This window comes from Pantoea endophytica (assembly GCF_002858935.1).
Lineage (GTDB): Bacteria > Pseudomonadota > Gammaproteobacteria > Enterobacterales > Enterobacteriaceae > Pantoea > Pantoea leporis.
In genome coordinates this window covers 229,396-249,390 of sequence record NZ_PJRT01000007.1, presented here as the reverse complement: position 1 = coordinate 249,390, position 19,995 = coordinate 229,396, and the positions used below count along the sequence as shown (strand labels likewise).

Below are 19,995 nucleotides of genomic sequence, written 5' to 3'. Positions count from 1 at the left end.
AAACAGGGGACTATTTCAAGGGGAAATCATCACTACGCGCATTATCGGTTGAATGCCCGCGCGAATTCCATACGCGAACCGTAAGGGTTTCGTTAAGGTGATTAAGATTTCCAGCCGCCGCCTAACGCCTTGTACAGGGTGATTTTCTGGCTCAATTGGCCGAGATGCGCGCTGATCTGCGACTGCTGCGCACTGTAAAGCGATCGCTGGGCCACTAACACATTGAGATAATTGTCGACGCCTTGCTTGAAGCGCAATACGGAATAGTCGTAGTCGCGCTGATTGGCGCCAACCTCCTGTTGCAGCGCCGTCAGCTGATCCTGCCAGGTATCCTGACCGGCCAGCGCATCGTTCACCTCTTTAAACGCGGTCTGGATCGCCTTCTCATAGTCAGCTATCTCAATGCGTTTCTCGATATGCGCGATATTTAGGTTGGCCTGGTTTTTACCACCGTCAAAAATCGGCAGGTTAATCGATGGCATGAATGACCATGCGCCGGTGCCGCCGCCCAGCAGGCTGCCAAGCGAGCTGCTGGTGGAGCCGCCGGACGCGGTCAGCGTGATGCTCGGGAAGAAGGCGGCACGCGCCGCGCCGATATTGGCATTGGCCGCCTTCAGCGTGTGCTCCGCTGCCATGATATCCGGGCGGCGCGTCAGCAGATCCGACGGTAAACCAGCGGGCGTGGCCGGGAACTGCCAGTTGGCGTCCAGCGTGGCGTGCGACAGCAGCGTGGCAGGCAGATCGGTGCCGACCAGCAAGCGCAGCGCATCCACATCCTGCCGCACCTGACGCGTGTAACTCGCCACGTCCGCCTGCGCCGCCCGCACCGTGCTTTCGGCCTGCGCCAGATCCTGATCGCTGCTGGCACCGCCGTCGTAGCTGAGCTTGGTCAGGCGATACGATTCCTGCTGGCTTTGCGCGGTGTGTTGCGCCAGATGCAGCAGATCGTTATCCGAACTCAGCGTCAGCCACGCCGTCGCCACTTCCGCGATCAGTGAAATGCGCGTGGCGCGTTCGGTGGCGGCGCTCGACAGATAGGTTTCCTGCGCCTGATCGCTCAGGCTTTGCAGGCGACCAAAGAAATCCAGCTCCCACGAAGTGACGCTCAAGCCGCTGTTCAGCTCGTGATAGGTCACCGCGCCGCTGGTTTTGGTGTTGTAGAGATTGGCCGGTTCATGCGCCGAAGTCTGGCTGGCCGTGGCGTTGATCGACGGCATCAGCGCCGCGCGCTGCACCGTGACGCCCTGCTGCGCCTCTTGCACGTTCAGCGCCGCCACGCGCAGGTCGCGGTTGTTATCCAGCGACAGCTGAATCAGGTTGCGCAGCGTGGCGTCAGTGAAAAAGTTCTGCCACGGCAAATCGGCGACGTTGCCGACGGGCGTCGCCTGATCGTATTTAGCGTCCACCGGCAGCGCCGGGCGCTGATAGTGCGGTGCCAGCGTACAACCGGCCAATGCCAGCGCGAGCGGCAACAGCGCCAGACGGAAGTTATTCATGTTCATTTTTAACCACCTCTGCGGATGTTTGTTTCTTACGCGCAAAGAACTGCGAAACCACCACGTAGAACATCGGCACAAAGAAGATGGCGAGGAAAGTCGCGGTGATCATACCGCCCGCCACCGCCGTACCAATCGAATGCTGGCTGCCGGCGCCCGCGCCGTTGGATATGGTCAGCGGCAGCACGCCGAGAATAAACGCCATTGAGGTCATGATAATCGGACGGATACGCAGCCGCGCCGCTTCTACCGCCGCTTCCACCAGCGTTTTGCCCTCGCGCTCATGCAGCTCTTTGGCAAACTCGACGATCAGGATGGCGTTTTTCGCCGCCAGCCCCACGGTGGTCAGCAGGCCAACCTGGAAGAAAACATCGTTCTGCAGGCCGCGCAGCAGCACCGCGCTAATGGTGCCGAGGATGCCGAGCGGCACCACCATGATCACCGAGAACGGAATCGACCAGCTCTCGTACAGCGCCGCCAGACACAGGAACACCACCAGAATCGAGATCAGATACAACTGCGTGGTTTGGCTGCCGGAGGCCTGCTCCTCATACGAAATGCCGTACCACTGCACGCGGAAACCGTGCGGCAGCTGCTTCGCCAGCTGTTCCACCACCTTCATCGCTTCACCGGTACTCTGGCCCGGCGCGGGCGATCCGAGGATCTCCTCAGCGGTTAAGCCGTTAAAGCGTTCAAAGTGCGGCGAGCCGTACACCCATTTGCCCGAGGCGAAGGCGGAGAATGGCACCATGGTGCCGCTGCTGTTGCGGAAGTACCATTTGTCGAGATCCGACGGTGTGACGCGCGAGTCCGCTTTGCCCATCAGATAGACCTCTTTCACGCGGCCGTTATACATGAACTGATCGATGTAGCTGGAGCCCCACGCCACCGACAAAGTGTTGTTGATGTCGGTCATGCTCAGGCCGAGCGCGCTGGCCTTCTCATCATTGATCTCCAGCTGATACTGCGGCTCATCTTCCAGCCCGTTAAGACGTACCTGCGCCAGATGTGGATCGTTGTTCGCCAGCGTAATCAGCTGATGCGCGGCATCCATCATCTGCTGATGGCTGTGCGCGCCGGTATCCTGCAGATAGAGATCGAAACCGGTGGCGTTGCCCAGCTCCATCACCGCCGGCGGCACCATGGCGAAGATTTTGGCGTTCTGATAGTTGGCGAAGTGCGCCATCACGCGGTTCGCCAAATCCTGCACGCTTTGCCCGCTGTGCGTGCGGTCGCCCCAATCTTTCAGGCGCACAAAAGCCATGGCGTTGCTCTGACCGCGACCAGCAAAGTTAAAGCCCGCCACGCCAAAGGTGGTGGTCACCACCGACGCTTCGTTCTGTTGCAGATAGGCGTTGAGATCGTTGATCACCTGCTGAGTGCGCTGCGATGACGAGTTCACCGGCAGCGTGATCTGCACCATCATCAAGCCCTGATCTTCACCCGGCAGGAAGGTGGTCGGTACGCGGGTGAACAAAAATCCCGTCACGCCGACGATCACCAGATAGATCACCAGGAACAGGCCGCGACGGGAAATCACTTTGCTGACGCCGTGGGTGTAGTGCATCGCCCCGCTGTCGAACTTGCGATTAAACCAACCGGCGAATCCGGTGGTTTTGTGCTCCGCCGCCGCCGGTTTCAGCAAGGTGGCGCACAGCGCAGGCGTGAAGATCAGCGCCATGATCACCGACAGCGCCATCGCCGAGACGATGGTGACCGAGAACTGGCGGTAAATCACACCGGTCGATCCGGAGAAGAACGCCATCGGCAGCAGCACTGCCGACAGCACCAGCGCAATGCCAAACAGCGCGCCCTGAATCTGCTGCATCGATTTAATGGTGGCGGCTTTCGGGTCGAGTTGCTCTTCGTGCATTACGCGCTCAACGTTCTCCACCACCACAATGGCGTCATCCACCAGTAGCCCGATGGCCAGCACCATGCCGAACATGGTGAGGGTGTTAATGCTGTAACCAAACGCCGAAAGAATGCCAAAAGTGCCCAGCAGCACCACCGGCACCACCAGCGTGGTGATCAGCGTGGCGCGCAGGTTTTGCAGGAAGATCAGCATCACGAAGAACACCAGCACCACCGCTTCGATCAGCGTTTTCACCACCTCTTCAATCGAGGCGCTGACCACCGGCGAGGTGTCGTACGGATACTGAATCTCGACGTTATCCGGCAGCGAATCTTTCAGGTCGGCGATGGTTTGGCGCACCGCCTTGGCGGTATCCAGTTCATTGGCACCGGTTGCCAGACGCAACGCGATACCGGCGGCCGGTTTACCGTTCATGGTGGCATCGATGCCGTAGCTTTGCGGCCCGAGCGCGACGCTGGCCACATCTTTCAGCCGCACCTGCGAGCCGTCGCTGTTCACCTTCAGCAGCACATTCTCAAACTGCTGCACGGTGGTGAAACGGGTTTTGCCGAGGATCGTCGCCTGGGTTTTTGCGGCCTGAATGGTCGGCAAACCGCCGAGTGAACCGGACGACACCTGCACGTTCTGGTTATCAATCGCGGTGGTGACATCGCTCGGCATCAGGTTGTATTTGTACAATTTGGCCGGATCGAGCCAGATGCGCATCGCGTATTCGGATCCCAGCACCATGAAGTCGCCGACGCCCGGCGTACGCGAGATCGGATCTTCCAGTTTCGACACCAGCATGTCGGCCAGATCGCCGTTAGTCAGCTTGCCGTCTTTGGCGATCAGCCCGATCACCATCATGAAGTTTTTCTGGTACTTACGGATGCGGATACCTTGCTGGGTGACATCGGTGGGCAGCTGCGACTCCGCCAGCGACACGCGATCCTGCACCTGAACCTGGGCGATATCGGGATTGATGCCCTGATTAAAGGTGGCGATGATCTGCGCGCTGCCGTCCGAGGCGCTGCTCGACTCCAGATAGCGCAAACCATCCAGACCGTTCAGCTGCTGCTCAATGACCTGCACCACGGTGTTTTGTGTGGTTTCGGCGCTGGCACCCGGATAGGTCACCGAGATAGAGGCCGCTGGCGCGGAGATATTGGGATATTGATTGACCGGCAAACTGATGGCGGCAATCGCGCCGACCAGCATCACGATAATGGCGATAACCCAGGCGAAGATTGGACGTTCTATAAAAAACTTCGACATGCCGCCCCCTTATTGCGCCGCTGCGTCAGTCATCGAAAGACTCACCGCATTGGCGGATGGCGTGTCGTTGGTGTTGGCGGCGGTGGTGGTCACTTTCACCCCGCTGCGCACGCTTTGCAGGTTGTTCACCACCACGTTTTCCCCTTGCTGCAAGCCCGAGGTCACCAGCCATTCTCCATTGATCATCTCGCCGGTGTGGATGCTACGCTGCTCGATGGTGTTGTCGCTTTTCACCACAAAGACATATGGCTGACCTTTGGTGTCATGCATGATCGACTCTTGCGGCAGCAAAATGCCTTGCTGCTGAATGCCCTGCGGGAAGCTGGCATGCACGTACATGCCCGGCAGCAGTTCGTTATTCGGGTTCGGGAACACCGCGCGCAGCACCACGGTGCCGGTGGCGGTATCGACGTTCACTTCCGAGAACGCCAGCCTGCCCTGCTCGGCGTACTGGCTGTTATCTTCCAGCGACAAGCCCACGGCGGCGGTGTTGTCGGCCACTTTGGTGATTTTGCCGTCGGCCAGCGCGCGGCGCAGGCGCAGCAGATCGGTGGAGGATTCGCTGACATCGACATAGATCGGATCAAGCTGAGTGATGGTGGCGAGATAATCGGCTTGCCCGTTGGTGACCAGCGCACCGGCGGTGTACAGCGAGCGGCTAATGTGGCCGGAAATCGGTGCTTTCACCAGCGTGTAGTCGAGATTCACTTTGGCGGTTTCCACGTCGGCCTGCGCTTCACGCGCGGCGGCGACCGCATCGTCGTAGGTTTGCTGGCTGATGGCGTGCGCGTTGGCCAGCGGCTGATAGCGCTTCACCACCATCGCATCGTTCTGCCAGGTCGCCATCGCTTTGTCGTAGGCGGCTTTATAGGTGGCCGGATCGATTTGATACAGCGGCTGGCCGGCTTTCACTTCACCGCCCTCGGTAAACAGGATTTTTTCAATTACGCCGCTCACCTGCGGACGCACCTGCGCAGTTCTCACCGCCGTGGTGCGGCCTGGCAATTGGCTGACAAGCGTAACGGGTTGCGCTTTCAGGTTGACCACCCCCACTTGCGGGGTGGCGGATGCGGCGGGCTTTGCTCCGCCCTGGTCACAGGCTGCCAGTAAAAACACCACGCTGGCAGAAAGAAGTTTCAGGCGCATAGTTGTTCTCTAAAAGATAGGAAGGGAATAGTCACGAAGGTAATGACTCAAAAAGCCATTGTAGGGAGGCGGATTCAGCGGGGTTGTTAAGGTTGCGTAAAATATATTTTCCAAAGGAAAATGGTAAACCTTTCGTGCCATAAATCGTTGGGATTTTTAGCGTTTTGCGGGTTTTTGATGGCGATTCCGTCCGTGCATATCTCACCCGTAGGGTCGCCATTCATGGTGACCGTTCCGAAGGCCGCACAGTACGGCCATTGGCAAGGTCGTCATAAATGACGACCTTACGATTAACCCTTCGGTTCGATGCCGCGACGGCGTAGCTCGCGACGCGCCAGCTCTTTTAACCAGCACGACAGCGTAACGTTGTCGTCGTCGGTCAAACTGCGCAGCTGCTCGTGCAGCTCCGGGTGAATACGTAACTGAAACGCCGAAGAGCGGCCCTCGCCTTTTGGCGTGCGGTCTTTGGTTTTTGGCATCGCGGGTTGGCCTCAACGAATCGCAATAAAAAATCGCCCCCTAAAGCGCTACCAACACCGTAAGGGGCTAGCGAACCGCCATGGAATGCGACATCGCGGTGCGTTACATACAGGTTACACAACCAGATATTTTTATGTTGCCGGGGAAGTGTTAAGACTCAGACAAGAGGTGTGAGCGAGTTCGCGCGGTGGTAAATATTGGGTGAAAAACACATACCTCTTCCACGAACGGACTGAGTAATCTGGGATGGGGCTGAATTAAGGGGTTACTTCCTTGCTAGCGATTAGAACTTAATGCGAGCAATGTTTTAAGTTGATGGCTCCATGTTCAGAATAATTTTGAACAAAGTCGGGCTCATTTATCCAAACATATTTGTTGTCGCTAATATCATAAAGCCCACTCCAGTTAAGGACGCCGCTGTCACCAGAAAATGCTAGCTCTGCAATTCTCATTTCTCCACTGACATTGCTCCAGTTAATGGTCATTCCACCACGTCCCAAGTCGATAGGCTTGATAAAATAGAGGTCCACCTTATTTTCTGAAGCCATTACGGATGCGTACTGCACTACGATTTGATTGTCATTGACGACCAGATCTGAAAGAGAATTGGAGATCTTAAGGTCAAATGCATCACTTGCTCCACACTCTGTAGACCAAATTCCATTGGGTAGATCAGCCTTAGCGGTTAAAGACACAATAAAAAAAATAGTAGCCAAAAATTTCATCATGAAATGTCCTGTTAATGTCCACTAAAGTCTAGAAAAGAATTTTTGTGGACAGATATGATTAATGCTTTTCATCTTGTCCAATAATATTCATTCATTTTCAGAAGCTACATTGACTGTTTTAATTAGTTTCAACGCACCATCTTTTAGTGAAAAATATTTTATTGTATTATCTTCATCATCAAGAGCTTGCCCTTTTATGATAACTAATGAACTATTGATGTTAAATTGATCGCTCTCTAATCCCTCAGCATAATAATTTGGAATTTCACTTTCCACTAAGATTCCCGACCTAGCGTCCAGTAAGCCATAACCTAATGAACCACCACCACTGCCGAAAGTGAAGAGGACATAATGCCCAGCAAAATTTATTTTTTTAGCATTTTTATATTCCCATGCAAGATTTGGTGACAGATTTTTAACATTTTCTCTGTGGTTTACCGGTCCCTTGTATGAATCATGGACATTAAAATCAGAAAGAGACAAATGTGTCTCCGCTTGTGAAATGCCTGATTCAAGCCCTAACAATAGAATAAATAATAATCCCTTGCAAAAACGATTAAATTCCATTTTTAGACTCCTCCAATAGTTCTTTCATTTTATCGGGTAAGATATGAGCCTTATTTAGCCCATCACCAGTGTAGTAAGAAACCCCTTCACTATCTGCAATTCGATTTCTTGAGATCTTCTTCCCTTTCCTCACACCCGCAGAAGCAAATTCCATAGCCCATGCATACATTGCGTCTTCAACGCTACCATCCCCCTCTAAGAAATTAATAATAGGTTTACGTTTAATCTTAATGAGATATTCTTCAAATATTTTATCCTGAAGACTTTCGTCATACAACGCATTCATATCAAGTGCGAGTTTACTTACGGCATCTTTTAGAGTTGATGGTATTATTTGAAACCGGCCTGTAGCAAACATATCGTGTTTTTTCTGAGCGTCCATGACTTGTTGAATAGTCAACGAAGTAAGGCTTGTCCCATACTTTGCTTCACTATTAGTTGGTTTAGGATGCGGATAAGTACGATTATAGGCAGTGTAATCATTATTTGATTCCACTCGACCTAATAAATTAGCGAATGGACTATGTGCCCACCCTTTCTTCTTTGATTCTTTTAATGCGTCGAGAAATACTATGGGATGAAAATGCCATATTGGTTCGTCCTGATTAAACGGCTCAACCTGGCTCATCCACTCCATATCGGATTGCCATTTCTCACAATATTTCTTGTCGAAAACATCCAGATCTTTATAAACCCCGTTCCAACGACCGCTTGAGATCGATCCATACCATTCGCTGTGGTGCCGAATAACAAGCCGATCAACGACATCCCGAACTAAAGAATGACGAACGCGTAAGGCGCCACGCACGGCATTAACGCCATCGTATTGCGGATTTTCCAGCTTAGCGATAAGCCTGCGATAGTTATCAGGAACAAAAGCGTGCTTCATAACCCGTTGGTGCTCTGCACTGCTTGCTATCAGTTCCAGAGCAGTAATAACCCAGTTCTCTTTGAATGTTTCTGATACATCATTAACGGTCACTTCTTCTAAAGGGGTGAAACCCTGGCTCAGCAAATCAAACTGTTCGGTTATTAGAACTTTATCTTGTGGCAACCAGCCTGAACCGCTGACGTTATACCACCAGCGTTCGGCATCATCGAGGAGAGGTACGGCTGAATCACGCGACAAAAATTGCTGTGCTCCTAACGGAACGCCCGTCTCTCTAAATTCAGGTGTTTCACGGAAATCATCTCGAAGATAAATCAGCTCACCCTTTGCGGCTCTGAGCATACGCTTATCGGTTTGAACGCGGCCTGGATTAGAAAGAAAGCGAGGCATTCTGCTATCAACACTCAGGCATTCCAAATGAATGAACCATTCCTTTTTAACTAACTCAGTCGTATCTGGCCTTTCGGTAAGGCCCATAAATCCTAATGGCGTCCCGGCGTTGACTTTCCATTTATCACCTTCATCCGTAATTATTACATCATTAGAGATGCCCTTATCGGCGGCAATTGCCATCCAGTCTGGCAGAAGATCATACATCTCCCCATCAGGCTCCAGCAGCTCAGGATCTAATGTTACCCAAAACTGTTCTTTGCCCGGCTTGCCAGCCTTCAGCAACCTGGCAAGGCCGAAAGTATTAAGTTCGCTTTTTCCATTCTTGTGAAGATAAAACCGACCTTGCCGTGAGACTACAATCCGGTCGCCATCATTAATGACCTGACCGCTTCTTGGTGGCGCAGGATAAAGCGCGTATTGCCTTTTAGCTTCGTCACCTTCAGGCACGCCAAAATGCCCCTTTTTGAAACGCCGCAGTGTGATACCACGGCGATCAGCAGCAACTTTGTAACACTGCGATGAGGGATAATCGTTGAGTGCAGCAAGATGCATGTACAGGCAATAGAATTCTAACCAGGTTTCTTCTCTGTCCGGATTTGGTTTGCAAAGCGATTTCACCAACACAAACGAAGAACTATGACAAAGCGTCGTGCCGCAATGCCGCGCTGTTGGGTAGGTGTCATTTAAGCGATAGGCAACGATTGTGCCATCAGTCATGAATTGCAGCGGCACAGGATCTTCACTGTTCTGTGCATCTGGTATGAGTGCCGAAAATGGCTGGGAGACATCACTGATATGTATTCCGCCATGCCAGAAGCCGTTGGCACCAATAGCCCAGGATCCATGCGGTTCACTGGCGATAAGGCTCATCACCTCATCATGTGATTGGAATTCACTGCCATTGAGGTTTCTGATGGGATAGGAGAATTTCATAACGCATCCTTAGCTGTCGTTCATCCTGTGATGTAAGGCGGCACCGATTCGTTTGAATCCTGTGAAAAACCTTAAGGCACAATCTTCGCATGGCTTTTAAAAAAGAAAAGAACAAATTACAGGCAGTGAGTAATTAAGATGATCAGTTCGGAGCTAAATTACAGGCAAAAAAAACCCACGCATCTGCGTGGGTCGGTGTAATAACAGGGTACTGCCAAAGCAGCTTGTTTCACACCCATCAATACCTCTGGGATCTCCATACTCGCACCGTTGAGTCGGTGAAAGACAGGTGCAAAAAGCAACGGTGTTTGGGGAAGTGAAACGAGGTGTGAATATTCTCCACACCTCACTTACACTTTTGATTTAACTAAGATTTGTCTGAAGAAGGTTTACTGTAGATCGCATCGGGTGCCACGTTCATGTGCTTGAGTACCGGGCCCATGATGTTGCCGAAGATCGGTGCTGCCACCGAGCCACCAAAGTGATCGCCCGCGGTGGGATGATTGATCATCACCACCAGCGCCACTTCCGGATGGCTGGCAGGCGCGATGCCGGCGGTGTAGTTGATATAACCGCCATCGTACTTACCGCTGGTGCCCATCTTCTCTGCGGTACCGGTTTTGGTCGCCAGACGATAACCCGGCACCGCCGCTCTTACCCCGGTCCCGCCCGGCAGTACGTCGCTCTCCAGCATATGCACCACGGTTTGCACCACCTGCGGATTCGCCACCTGTTTGCCTAACACCGGCGGCGTCACTTTGGTGATCGACAGTGGACGATAAACGCCGTACGAACCAAGCGTGGCGTATTCACGCGCAATCTGCAGCGGCGTGACGCGCAGGCCGTAGCCAAAGGCAAAGGTGGCGCGTTCGATATCGGCCCAGCGCTCGCGGTGCAGCGGGAAGTACCCCACGCTCTCACCGGTCAATCCCAGCCCGGTAGGTTTACCCAGGCCAAATGCCTGATAGGTATTAACCAGCGCTTCAGCGGGCATCGCCAGCGCAATGTGCGAGACGCCGATGTCACTCGATTTCTGCAAAATGCCGGTCATGGTGAGGCGCGGCCAGTGACCAACGTCGCGAATTAAGTGGCCGTTGACGCTGTACGGCGTGGTATCGATCACCGAATCGGCGCGCACCAGATGGCGCTCCAGCCCTTCCATCACCACCAGCGGTTTCACCGTGGAGCCGGGTTCGTAGCTGTCGTTGATCGCCGAGTTACGCATCTGCGCCGGCGTGGCATTTTCATAGTTGTTCGGGTTGAACGACGGATAAGAGGCCATCGCCAGAATTTCGCCGGTATCGATTTTCACCAATACCGCCGCACCCGAATCCGCTTTGTTAAGCAGCACGCCGTCGCGCAGTTTGCTGTAGAGCGTGAATTGGTCGAACTTATCGATACTGAGCTGCACGGTTGGCGGCTGCTGTGGCGGCTGGTAATCGATCATCGCAATGATGTTGCCTTCACCATCCTGACGATAAACCTCTTTACCTGGATCGCCCTGCAGCACATGGTCGAAGCCCTTCTCGATGCCGTTCAGGCCATTGCTGTCGGCCCCTACAATACCAATCAGCGGCGCAGCTGCTTCACTCATTGGATAGAAGCGGCTGTCGTTATACACCGAGCTGATACCTTTGAGTTTCAGCTCGGCGATATCTTTGGCGATGCCGAGTTCGATTTTGCGGCCCAGATAGAGGAAGCGTTTTTTCGGGTTGGCGGTGATGGCCGCGCGCAGATCTTCCGGACGCTGATTGAGCGCGGCCGCCAGATAAGCCCATTTGGCGCTGGTGAAATCGGGATTTGCCTCCAGCACGCGCATTGGATCGGCGATGATGTCACGCGCCGGAACGCTCAGCGCTAATGCCTGGCCGTCGCGATCCAGCAAGGTGCCACGGTTAGTTGGCAACGTTACGGTACGCAGCGAGCGCTGATCGGCTTCGTGCTCCAGCATCGGATGCTTGATCAGCTGCAGGTCACCAACGCAAATCAGCAACAGCACCAAACAGCAGAACACGCCAAGGCAGATCAGGCGAAAACGAAACGGGTTAAAGGGCGCTTTTATCTGGTCTTTTCCCAGAAATTTTTTTATTTGAGGCATGGCAATCCGCTGCTGTAAGTGAATCTGAAGCTTATTGCTTGCAGTTATAAAGAAACGTAAAGCGAGTTGACAGGAAAACTGTGTTTCGATTCGTTAAGCAAAAAAAAACCTGCGCATCTGCGCAGGTCGGTGTAATCAAGAAAACTTTTTGATGTTCACCCATCAATACCTCTGGGACCCTGACTGTAGCAAGGTGGCACGCTGGGAAACCATCGCCTAAACGCAACAGTTACCGGCAAAATGTAACCAGCGATGAGATTATTCGTTGCCCATTCACATCAGATGTTTTTTGATTTCCACCAGGCAACTCATGGCGTTAGGACCCTGCGTTAACGACGAGGTGCCGATATCCAATGTCAGGACATTCGGGTTGCCGGCGCGATCCCACGGTTGCCAGGCGCGACCAAAGCCAGGATCGAACCAGGCGCCGGTGGCGATGATCACCACGCCCGGCGTTACCCCGTCGGTCAGGCGCACACCGGCCAGCATGCGCCCGCGCGCATTGCTCACCTCAATCTCATCGCCATCCTGAATATCACGCGTTGCCGCATCCTGCGGATGCATATATAGCGTCTCATGTCCGGCGGTTTTGTTGCCTTGCACCGTGGCGGTGGCGTCCATCTGGCTGTGCAGACGATCGGATGGCTGAATCGAGATCATATGCAGCGGGAACTGTGAACTGAGCGGCGCGCCCAGCCACTCTTGCGGCTCGCGCCACTCGGGATGTCCGGCGAAATCTTCCAGCTGATAATCGGCAATAGTTTGGCAGAACAGCTCAATCTTGCCGCTGGCGGTTTGAATTGGATGCGTTTCTGGGTTAGCGCGGAAATCATCCATAAACACGAACGGCTTGCCGCCTTCGGGAATCTCGACAAAACCGCGCTCCCAGAATTCCCCGAACTCCGGGAACGGAATATCACGCCGCGCATGCGCTACCGCGCACTGCTGATACAGATGCTCGATCCACTGCATCTCATTGCGCCCTTCGGTGAACACATCACGATAGCCGAGGCGATCGGCGATATCAGCGAAGATGTCGAAATCATTGCGCGCCTGATGCTGCGGCTTGATCGCCTGATGCATCGCCAGCACGAAGCGATCGCGCGACGATCCGCCGATGTCGTTGCGCTCCAGCGTGGTGGTGGCGGGCAACACGATATCCGCCATCTGCGCCGCCGGCGTCCAGACGATATCCTGCACAATCACGGTATCCGGGCGCTGCCAGCCTTCCACCAGACGATTGAGCTGCTGATGATGATGGAACGGATTGCCGCCCGCCCAGTGCACCAAATGGATATCCGGATAGTGCTGGGTTTCACCCTGGAATGCGTACGGCTGGCCGGGATTGAGCAGCATGTCGCTGATGCGCGCCACTGGAATCGACAAATTGCCCGGATTCGGGCCGGTGCTCATCATGGGTGCCGGGCCATCCTGACGCGGATTGCCGACGCTGTTCATCGAGCCATGACCAAAGGAGAAACCGCCGCCCGGCAAGCCTGGCTGACCGAGCATTGACGACAGCGCAATCATCATCCAGTACGGCTGCTCGCCGCGATGGGCGCGCTGTACCGAATAGGAGCAGGTAATAAAGCTGCGTTTGCCGATCAGCTGCTGCGCCAGCAAAGCAATGCGCGCCGCCGGAATGCCGGTAATGCTGCTGGCCCACTCAGGCGTTTTGGCGATGCCATCGCTTTCACCGAGCAGATAGCCGCGCAGCTGCGGCCAGCCGGTACAGTGGCTGGCGAGGAAGCTTTCATCCAGCGCGTTACGCCTGGTGATTTCAAAACCCAGCGCCAGCATCAGCGCCACGTCGGTGTTCGGGCGAATCGGAATCCACTCGGCATTGACGAACGCCGGGCAGTCATCGCGCATTGGACTGATGTTAATAATTGGCGTGCCTTTGGCGCTGAGCTGCTCCAGCGCCGGTTTCAGGCTGTGCTGCCCTGCGCCGCCGGACGCCACCTGCGCGTTTTTCAGCGCCAGGCCGCCGAAGGCGATAAAGATGTCGGCGTGCTGCACCACTTCCGGCCAGTCGGTGACGCGGCCGGTGAGCGGCATGTAGGTGCCAATCACGTACGGCAGGAAGAACTGCGCCGCGCCCCAGCTGTAGTTACCTTGCTGATCGACGCCGCCGCCGCCCTGAAAATAGAAGCGACGGATCAGCGTGCGCGCGTGGTTGACGCGTCCCGCCGATGACCAGCCGTAAGAGCCGTTGAAAATGCCCGCTGCGCCGTAGCGATCGCGCACGCGGCGATTCTCTTCCGCCACCAAATCCAGCGCGGTATCCCAATCCACCGCCACGAAATCTTCCCGACCGCGCAAGGTGCGATCGCTGTTCTCACGCGACTTCAACCATGAACGGCGCACCATCGGCTGGCGAATACGCTTATCCGAATAGACCAGTTCAGGAATGGTGTTAAGCATCGGCGAGGGATCGGCATCGGCGAAGAAGGGTTCACAGCCAATCAGGCGATCGTTTTCGGTGACGGCAGTGAATGCGCCCCAGTGCGCCAGGTGTGGCACGCGAGTTTTCATGGTTTTTGGGTCCGGCAGGCAGGTGTGATTGTGTCTGGCAGCATAACATGAGCCTGTAATCGAGCTAAAGCGCGGCTGTGAGCGCCTGATTTTCCGTGCTTTTGCGACAGCGCTGGCATTCTGCCGGGTTGCTACAGGGTGGGTTTTCCGTAACACTGGTGGCATGTGTAAACGTTTTCCCGGATGTCGATAATCGCATGGCTACCATTAAGGATGTTGCCCGTATGGCTGGGGTGTCGGTTGCGACCGTCTCCCGCGTCATCAATAATTCGCCCAAAGCCAGCGAGAGTTCTCGCCTCGCCGTTACGGCGGCAATGGAGCAGTTGCAGTATCACCCGAACGCCAACGCACGCGCCCTGGCGCAGCAATCCACCGAAACACTGGGTTTAGTGGTGGGCGATGTTTCCGATCCGTTTTTTGGCGCGATGGTCAAAGCGGTGGATGAAGTTGCAGGCCAGACCGGCAACTTTTTGCTGATTGGTAACGGTTACCACAATGAGCAAAAAGAGCGTCAGGCGATTGAGCAACTGATGCGCCATCGCTGCGCCGCCTTAGTGGTGCATGCCAAGAAAATCCCCGACGACGATTTAGAGATGCTGATGAAGCAAGTGCCGGGCATGGTGCTGCTGAATCGCCTGCTGAAAGGCTTTGAACATCGCTGCATCGCGCTGGATGACCGCTACGGCGCCTGGCTGGCAACGCGCCATCTGATTCAGCAAGGCCATACGCAAATCGCCTTTATTTGCTCCACGCACACCATTTCCGATGCCGAAGATCGTCTGCAAGGCTATTACGACGCGCTGAAAGAGCACGGTTTGCCGTGTAACGACCGTTTGGTGGCGTGGGGCGAACCAGACGAGGTGGGCGGCGAACAGGCGATGACCGAATTGATGGGACGCGGCAAGCAGTTCACGGCGGTGGCCTGTTACAACGATTCGATGGCCGCCGGTGCGCTGGCGGTGCTGAGTGATAACGGCATTCGCGTGCCGGAAGAGATGTCGCTGATTGGCTTCGATGATGTGCTGGTGTCGCGCTATGTGCGCCCGCGTTTGACGACGGTGCGTTATCCAATTGTCACGATGGCGCAACAGGCCGCGCAGTTGGCGCTGGCGTTAGCCAATGGCAGCGAGATGCCGGAAGTGACCAATATGTTTAGCCCCACGCTGGTAAGACGGCATTCGGTGAGTGGGCCGGGTTAAATCCTGGTGCGCGCTTTCCCTCACCTTAACCCTCTCCCGCAAGCGGGAGAGGGAATGATTAGGTGGAGTGAACCTCGGATTTACAGCTTGCTCGGGCGGCTCCTTCTCCCGCTTGCGGGAGAAGGCTGGGATGAGGGACAACGCGCACCCAACTATCACAAATCCCGCGAATACACCTTCACCCGCACATCCGGGAACTCCAGCGCGTCGCATTGATACTGCCAGCCAAAACGTTCGTAATAGCCGCCAAAGGTGGACCATAACCACAGCTTGTCATGACCGCGCTGCTGCGCGAAATCGATCACATGCTGCTGCAGCGCTTTGCTCAATCCCTTGCCGCGCGCGGACTCCTCAACAAACAGCGCCGCCACCCACGGCGTGAGATCCTGACGGCTAATCAAATCGCAGCGCCAGAATCCCACCGTGCCGAGCGGTATGTCGCCGTCGAGCGCTACGAAGGTCACCGGAAAGTCGGCGCCGTTGAGGCTGCTGCGCACAATGCTGTGGTAAAACTCACGCGACGTACCGTCACCAAACGCCTGCCACAGCCAGTCGGTGATCTGCGTGGCGTGATGCGGCACCTCGCTGAGCGCGACGATCTTCATCAAATCAGCTCCAGCGCCAGCAGCTCCTGAATGGTCTGCGCACGACGAATTTCACGCGCCGCGCCATTCTCGAACAGCACTTCCGGAATCAGTGGACGGCTGTTGTAGTTCGACGACATCGACGCGCCGTATGCGCCGGTATCGTGGAACACCAGATAATCGCCGACCTGCGCCACAGGCAGCGCACGGGTTTCTACTTTGCCACCTTCCAGTTGCGTGAACACGTCGCCCGATTCACACAGCGGACCGGCCACTACGCTCTCCACGGTGGCGTCGCCCAGCGCGCGGCCATCGACCGGCAGCAGAGAAATGTGGTGATAGCTGCCGTACATTGACGGACGCATCAAATCGCTGAAACCGGCATCGACCAGCACAAAGTGACGGCTGCCCATCTCTTTTACCGCGCGTACCTGTGACACCAGCACGCCCGATTCAGCAACCAGGAAGCGGCCTGGCTCAATCTCCAGTTTCACCGGGTGACCGAGGTGCGCAGCGATACGCTCACGCGCGCCGTTCCACAAGCCGTAATAGTGCTGGGTATCAATGGCTTCCTCGTCAAAACGATACGGAATCGACAAACCGCCACCGGCAGAAATCGCTTCCAAATCCTGCCCAAACGCCACCACCTGATCGACCATCGCGTCACACACCTGCTGCAGATGGCCATAATCCACGCCGGAACCGATGTGCATATGCAGGCCGACCAGACGCAGGCCGTGCTGCTGAATCGCCGCCAGCGCCAGCGGCAGATCGCTGTGCCAGATGCCGTGTTTACTGTTCTCACCGCCGGTGTTGGTTTTCTGGCTGTGACCGTGACCAAAACCCGGATTGATGCGCAGCCACACCGCGTGGCCCGGTGACAGCTCGCCCAGTTGATGCAGCATATCCACCGAACCGGCATTGACCGGCACTTTCAGCTCGGCGATACGCGTCAGGGTTGGCTGATCAAACACATCGGCGGTGAAGACGATATCTTCGCCGCCCGGCTGATAACCGGCGGCAATAGCACGCTCGATTTCACCCAGCGACACCGAATCGACTTTGACACCCGCCGCACGCATCAGACGCAAAATGTGGATGTTGGAGCAGGCTTTTTGCGCAAAACGCACCACGTCGAAGGCGCCGAGCTGCGCAATGCGCTGCTGAATAATCGCCGCATCATAAGCCCAGAATGGGCCGGCATAACGCTGCGCCAGCGGCAGTAAGTTGGCGGCAGTTAACGCGGTTTCGGTGTTGTTGAGTGGGCGTGGCATGTCAATTCTCCTGTGTCATTGAGGCTATTTAGCCACAGCGCATCAATTCAGAAAAATATCTGTTTTAGCGACGTCTATACAAATATGATATGGGTTATCTGGAGGAGACAATGGCAAAAATTAACTGGCGACATATCGAAATTTTTCACGCGGTGATGACCAGCGGCAACCTGACGCAGGCCGCGACGCTGCTGCACACTTCGCAGCCTACGGTGAGCCGCGAACTGGCGCGCCTTGAGCAGCAGCTCGGCCTGCAGCTGTTCGAACGGGTGCGCGGCCGCCTGCAGCCCACGGTACAAGGCTTGCGGCTGTACGAAGAGGTGCAGCGCTCGTGGTACGGGCTAGATCGCATCATGGATGCCGCCGAAGGGTTGCGTCAGTTTCGTCAGGGTGAATTGTCGATCGCCTGCCTGCCCGTGTTTTCTCAGTCGCTGTTGCCGCCGCTGCTGCAGCCCTTTCTTCAGCGCTATCCGCAGGTCAGCCTGAATATCATTCCGCAGGAGTCGCCGTTGCTGGAAGAGTGGCTGTCGGCACAGCGTTACGATCTCGGCCTGACCGAAACCCAACACGCACCGGCGGGCACCGAACGCTTGCCGCTGCTGACCTGTGACGAAGTGTGCGTGCTGCCGCCACAGCATCCGCTGTGTCAGCGCGAGGTGCTGACGCCGCAGGATTTCCACGGTGAAAACTACGTCAGCCTGTCGCGCAGCGATAGCTATCGCCAGCTGCTGGATTCCCTGTTTCATGAGCAGAATGTGGAGCGTCGTCTGGTGCTGGAGACGCACAGCGCGGCGTCAGTGTGCGCGATGGTGCGCGCGGGCGTGGGGATTTCGATTGTGAATCCGCTGACGGCGCTGGATTACGCCGACAGCGGTGTGGTGATGCGTCGCTTCAATATTGCCGTGCCCTTCACCGTGAGTTTAGTGCGGCCGCAGCATCGACCGGCTTCGGCGCTGGTCGATCACTTCTGCGACCACCTGCAACAGCACGTGGCGGCGTTTCCACAACGTATTGCCGAGCGGCTGGCTTAAGCGTTGACCGCTTCGCCCTGCCCGCCCGCTTTGCGGAAGGTGATCAGGCAGATCACCAGTCCGACCGCGGCCAGCGCAGCAGCGGCAACCGGCACCGACGTCAGGCCGTACCCTTTCTCGATCACCGCGCCACCGACCCACGCGCCGAGCGCATTGCCGACGTTGAAAGCGGAGATATTCAGCGTAGAGACCAGATTCGGCGCATCTTTGCCGTGGCGCACCACGTTAATCTGCAAGCCCGGCACGGTGGCGAAGGTCGCCATCGCCCACAGGAACAGCGTGATTTCCGCCAGCCACAGCGCATGGCTGGTCCAGCTGAACAGCAGCGAGAACACTGCAATCAGCACAAAGCTGAGGATCAGGCTGAACGACACTTTCCAGTCGGCCAGCTTGCCGCCGAGGATGTTACCGACGGTCAGCCCCGCGCCAATCAGGAACAGCGTCCAGCTAACACCCCGATCCGAGATACCGGTCACCTGCAGCAGCAACGGGGCAATGTAGCTAAACAGCGCAAACATCGCCGCCGCAAAGAACACCGTCATCAGCAGCGACAGCCACAGTTTGCCGTTGGCCAGCGCGCTGATTTCACTCGCCAGATGCACCGGCTTCTCTTCTTTGTTGGTCGGCAGGCTCACCATCAGCGCGATAAAGGCGAAGATGCCGATGATCGCCACGCCCCAGAAGGTGGCGCGCCAGCCAAACATCTGACCAAACCAGGTGCCGAGCGGCACGCCGAGCACGTTGGCCAGCGTCAAACCGGTGAACATCAGCGCCACGGCAGAAGCTTGTTTACCTGGAGCGACCAGGCTCGCCGCCACCACTGCACCGATGCCGAAGAACGCACCGTGACACAGCGCCGTCACCACTCGCGCCAGCATCAGCAGGTTGTAGGTGTAGGCCAATGCACAGAGCACGTTACCGATGATGAAGATGATCATCAGCAGAATCAGAGTACGTTTACGCGGCAGTTTGGCGGTCAGCAACGCCATGATCGGCGCGCCAATAGCAACGCCCAGCGCGTAGCCGCTGATCAGCCATCCCGCAGAAGGAATGGTCACTTGCAGATCACCCGCCACCTCGGGCAGCAATCCCATAATGACGAATTCCGTGGTGCCGATGGCGAACGCACTCAGCGCCAGCGCCAGTAATGCAACAGGCATAACACACTCTCCCAATAATTTTTTGCAGGCGGGCCGCACTGCGAACGCAGTACGGTGACAACAGACGCTTATTAAAATTTGAACTGCGTCACATTGTTATTAAAGCATAGCCCTTCCATGCCAACCACCCTGCGCGCCGCAAGACTATTTTGCGCCCGTAGCAATAATCCCTGCGCGCGAAAATGTCACTGACTAACCATTGAGACAGATGGAGGTTTCCGCGCTACGCTTGAGAAGGGTGTGATCGTTATCACAGTGAGTCAGCTTTTGGCGAAAAATCAAACAGTAAAGGATGGGCGTGCACTGCCGATACCTCAATGGATTGCCCGGTTATGGGGTGTCAAAAATCGAG

The 19,995-nt window shown here is 55.7% G+C and carries 14 protein-coding genes; 2 read left to right on the top strand and 12 right to left on the bottom strand.

The genetic code is table 11. The features are described 5' to 3' along the window. Positions 1–101: 101 nt before the first annotated feature. From PZBJ_RS07725 to PZBJ_RS07685, 9 genes are all read right to left on the bottom strand, one after another. A complete protein-coding gene (locus tag PZBJ_RS07725; RefSeq protein WP_101761984.1) occupies positions 102–1,502 on the bottom strand; it encodes an efflux transporter outer membrane subunit in 1,401 nt (466 codons plus the stop codon). Next, positions 1,489–4,626: an efflux RND transporter permease subunit gene (locus PZBJ_RS07720; protein WP_101761983.1), complete on the bottom strand. Its 3,138-nt coding sequence runs from the start codon at positions 4,624–4,626 to the stop codon at positions 1,489–1,491. The genes PZBJ_RS07725 and PZBJ_RS07720 overlap by 14 nt, the downstream gene beginning before the upstream one ends. 9 nt (positions 4,627–4,635) lie before the next feature. Then, on the bottom strand, positions 4,636–5,772 hold the full coding sequence (locus tag PZBJ_RS07715) for an efflux RND transporter periplasmic adaptor subunit (RefSeq protein WP_101761982.1): 1,137 nt from the start codon (positions 5,770–5,772) through the stop codon (positions 4,636–4,638). 290 nt (positions 5,773–6,062) lie between these two features. Continuing rightward, positions 6,063–6,251 carry a toxin-antitoxin system HicB family antitoxin gene (locus tag PZBJ_RS07710; RefSeq protein ID WP_101761981.1) on the bottom strand — a complete coding sequence of 63 codons (189 nt, stop codon included), beginning with the start codon at positions 6,249–6,251 and terminating at the stop codon, positions 6,063–6,065. Between the two features lie 291 nt (positions 6,252–6,542). Beyond that, on the bottom strand, positions 6,543–6,980 hold the full coding sequence (locus PZBJ_RS07705; protein WP_101761980.1) for a hypothetical protein: 438 nt from the start codon (positions 6,978–6,980) through the stop codon (positions 6,543–6,545). Between the two features lie 87 nt (positions 6,981–7,067). After that, a complete protein-coding gene (locus PZBJ_RS07700; protein WP_101761979.1) occupies positions 7,068–7,547 on the bottom strand; it encodes a hypothetical protein in 480 nt (159 codons plus the stop codon). Further along, a complete protein-coding gene (locus tag PZBJ_RS07695) occupies positions 7,537–9,762 on the bottom strand; it encodes a hypothetical protein (protein ID WP_206098204.1) in 2,226 nt (741 codons plus the stop codon). The genes PZBJ_RS07700 and PZBJ_RS07695 overlap by 11 nt, the downstream gene beginning before the upstream one ends. A 367-nt stretch (positions 9,763–10,129) precedes the next feature. Beyond that, a complete protein-coding gene (locus PZBJ_RS07690) occupies positions 10,130–11,860 on the bottom strand; it encodes a penicillin-binding transpeptidase domain-containing protein (protein ID WP_101761978.1) in 1,731 nt (576 codons plus the stop codon). Between the two features lie 273 nt (positions 11,861–12,133). After that, positions 12,134–14,395 (bottom strand): molybdopterin-dependent oxidoreductase, encoded by a 2,262-nt coding sequence (locus PZBJ_RS07685; protein WP_101761977.1) that lies wholly within the window; start codon positions 14,393–14,395, stop codon positions 12,134–12,136. A gap of 197 nt (positions 14,396–14,592) precedes the next feature. On the opposite strand from PZBJ_RS07685, the gene galR reads away from it, so the two are divergent. Then, entirely contained in the window at positions 14,593–15,594 is a 1,002-nt protein-coding gene (galR, locus tag PZBJ_RS07680; protein ID WP_036649453.1) for an HTH-type transcriptional regulator GalR, read from the top strand. Positions 15,595–15,749: 155 nt separating this feature from the next. Here the strand turns inward: galR and PZBJ_RS07675 are convergent, their stop codons facing one another. Both PZBJ_RS07675 and lysA read right to left on the bottom strand, forming a co-directional pair. After that, positions 15,750–16,199 (bottom strand): GNAT family N-acetyltransferase, encoded by a 450-nt coding sequence (locus tag PZBJ_RS07675; protein WP_101761976.1) that lies wholly within the window; start codon positions 16,197–16,199, stop codon positions 15,750–15,752. Further along, complete coding sequence (lysA, locus tag PZBJ_RS07670; protein ID WP_101761975.1) at positions 16,199–17,452, bottom strand: diaminopimelate decarboxylase; 1,254 nt, start codon at positions 17,450–17,452, stop codon at positions 16,199–16,201. The genes PZBJ_RS07675 and lysA overlap by 1 nt, the downstream gene beginning before the upstream one ends. Positions 17,453–17,562: 110 nt before the next feature. Between lysA and PZBJ_RS07665 the strand changes: the two genes are divergently transcribed. Continuing rightward, positions 17,563–18,483, top strand: a complete 921-nt coding sequence (locus PZBJ_RS07665) for a LysR family transcriptional regulator (RefSeq protein WP_101761974.1) — start codon at positions 17,563–17,565, stop codon at positions 18,481–18,483. Here the strand turns inward: PZBJ_RS07665 and PZBJ_RS07660 are convergent. Then, positions 18,480–19,643 (bottom strand): MFS transporter, encoded by a 1,164-nt coding sequence (locus PZBJ_RS07660; protein WP_101761973.1) that lies wholly within the window; start codon positions 19,641–19,643, stop codon positions 18,480–18,482. The two genes, PZBJ_RS07665 and PZBJ_RS07660, sit on opposite strands and share 4 nt — an antisense overlap. Positions 19,644–19,995 lie beyond the last annotated feature (352 nt).

Bases quoted from the DNA above. Each gene is read 5' to 3' on its own strand.
- PZBJ_RS07725 (WP_101761984.1), bottom strand. From the start codon at position 1,502: ATGAACATGAATAACTTCCGTCTGGCGCTGTTGCCGCTCGCGCTGGCA.
- PZBJ_RS07720 (WP_101761983.1), bottom strand. From the start codon at position 4,626: ATGTCGAAGTTTTTTATAGAACGTCCAATCTTCGCCTGGGTTATCGCC.
- PZBJ_RS07715 (WP_101761982.1), bottom strand. From the start codon at position 5,772: ATGCGCCTGAAACTTCTTTCTGCCAGCGTGGTGTTTTTACTGGCAGCC.
- PZBJ_RS07710 (WP_101761981.1), bottom strand. From the start codon at position 6,251: ATGCCAAAAACCAAAGACCGCACGCCAAAAGGCGAGGGCCGCTCTTCG.
- PZBJ_RS07705 (WP_101761980.1), bottom strand. From the start codon at position 6,980: ATGATGAAATTTTTGGCTACTATTTTTTTTATTGTGTCTTTAACCGCT.
- PZBJ_RS07700 (WP_101761979.1), bottom strand. From the start codon at position 7,547: ATGGAATTTAATCGTTTTTGCAAGGGATTATTATTTATTCTATTGTTA.
- PZBJ_RS07695 (WP_206098204.1), bottom strand. From the start codon at position 9,762: ATGAAATTCTCCTATCCCATCAGAAACCTCAATGGCAGTGAATTCCAA.
- PZBJ_RS07690 (WP_101761978.1), bottom strand. From the start codon at position 11,860: ATGCCTCAAATAAAAAAATTTCTGGGAAAAGACCAGATAAAAGCGCCC.
- PZBJ_RS07685 (WP_101761977.1), bottom strand. From the start codon at position 14,395: ATGAAAACTCGCGTGCCACACCTGGCGCACTGGGGCGCATTCACTGCC.
- galR (WP_036649453.1), top strand. From the start codon at position 14,593: ATGGCTACCATTAAGGATGTTGCCCGTATGGCTGGGGTGTCGGTTGCG.
- PZBJ_RS07675 (WP_101761976.1), bottom strand. From the start codon at position 16,199: ATGAAGATCGTCGCGCTCAGCGAGGTGCCGCATCACGCCACGCAGATC.
- lysA (WP_101761975.1), bottom strand. From the start codon at position 17,452: ATGCCACGCCCACTCAACAACACCGAAACCGCGTTAACTGCCGCCAAC.
- PZBJ_RS07665 (WP_101761974.1), top strand. From the start codon at position 17,563: ATGGCAAAAATTAACTGGCGACATATCGAAATTTTTCACGCGGTGATG.
- PZBJ_RS07660 (WP_101761973.1), bottom strand. From the start codon at position 19,643: ATGCCTGTTGCATTACTGGCGCTGGCGCTGAGTGCGTTCGCCATCGGC.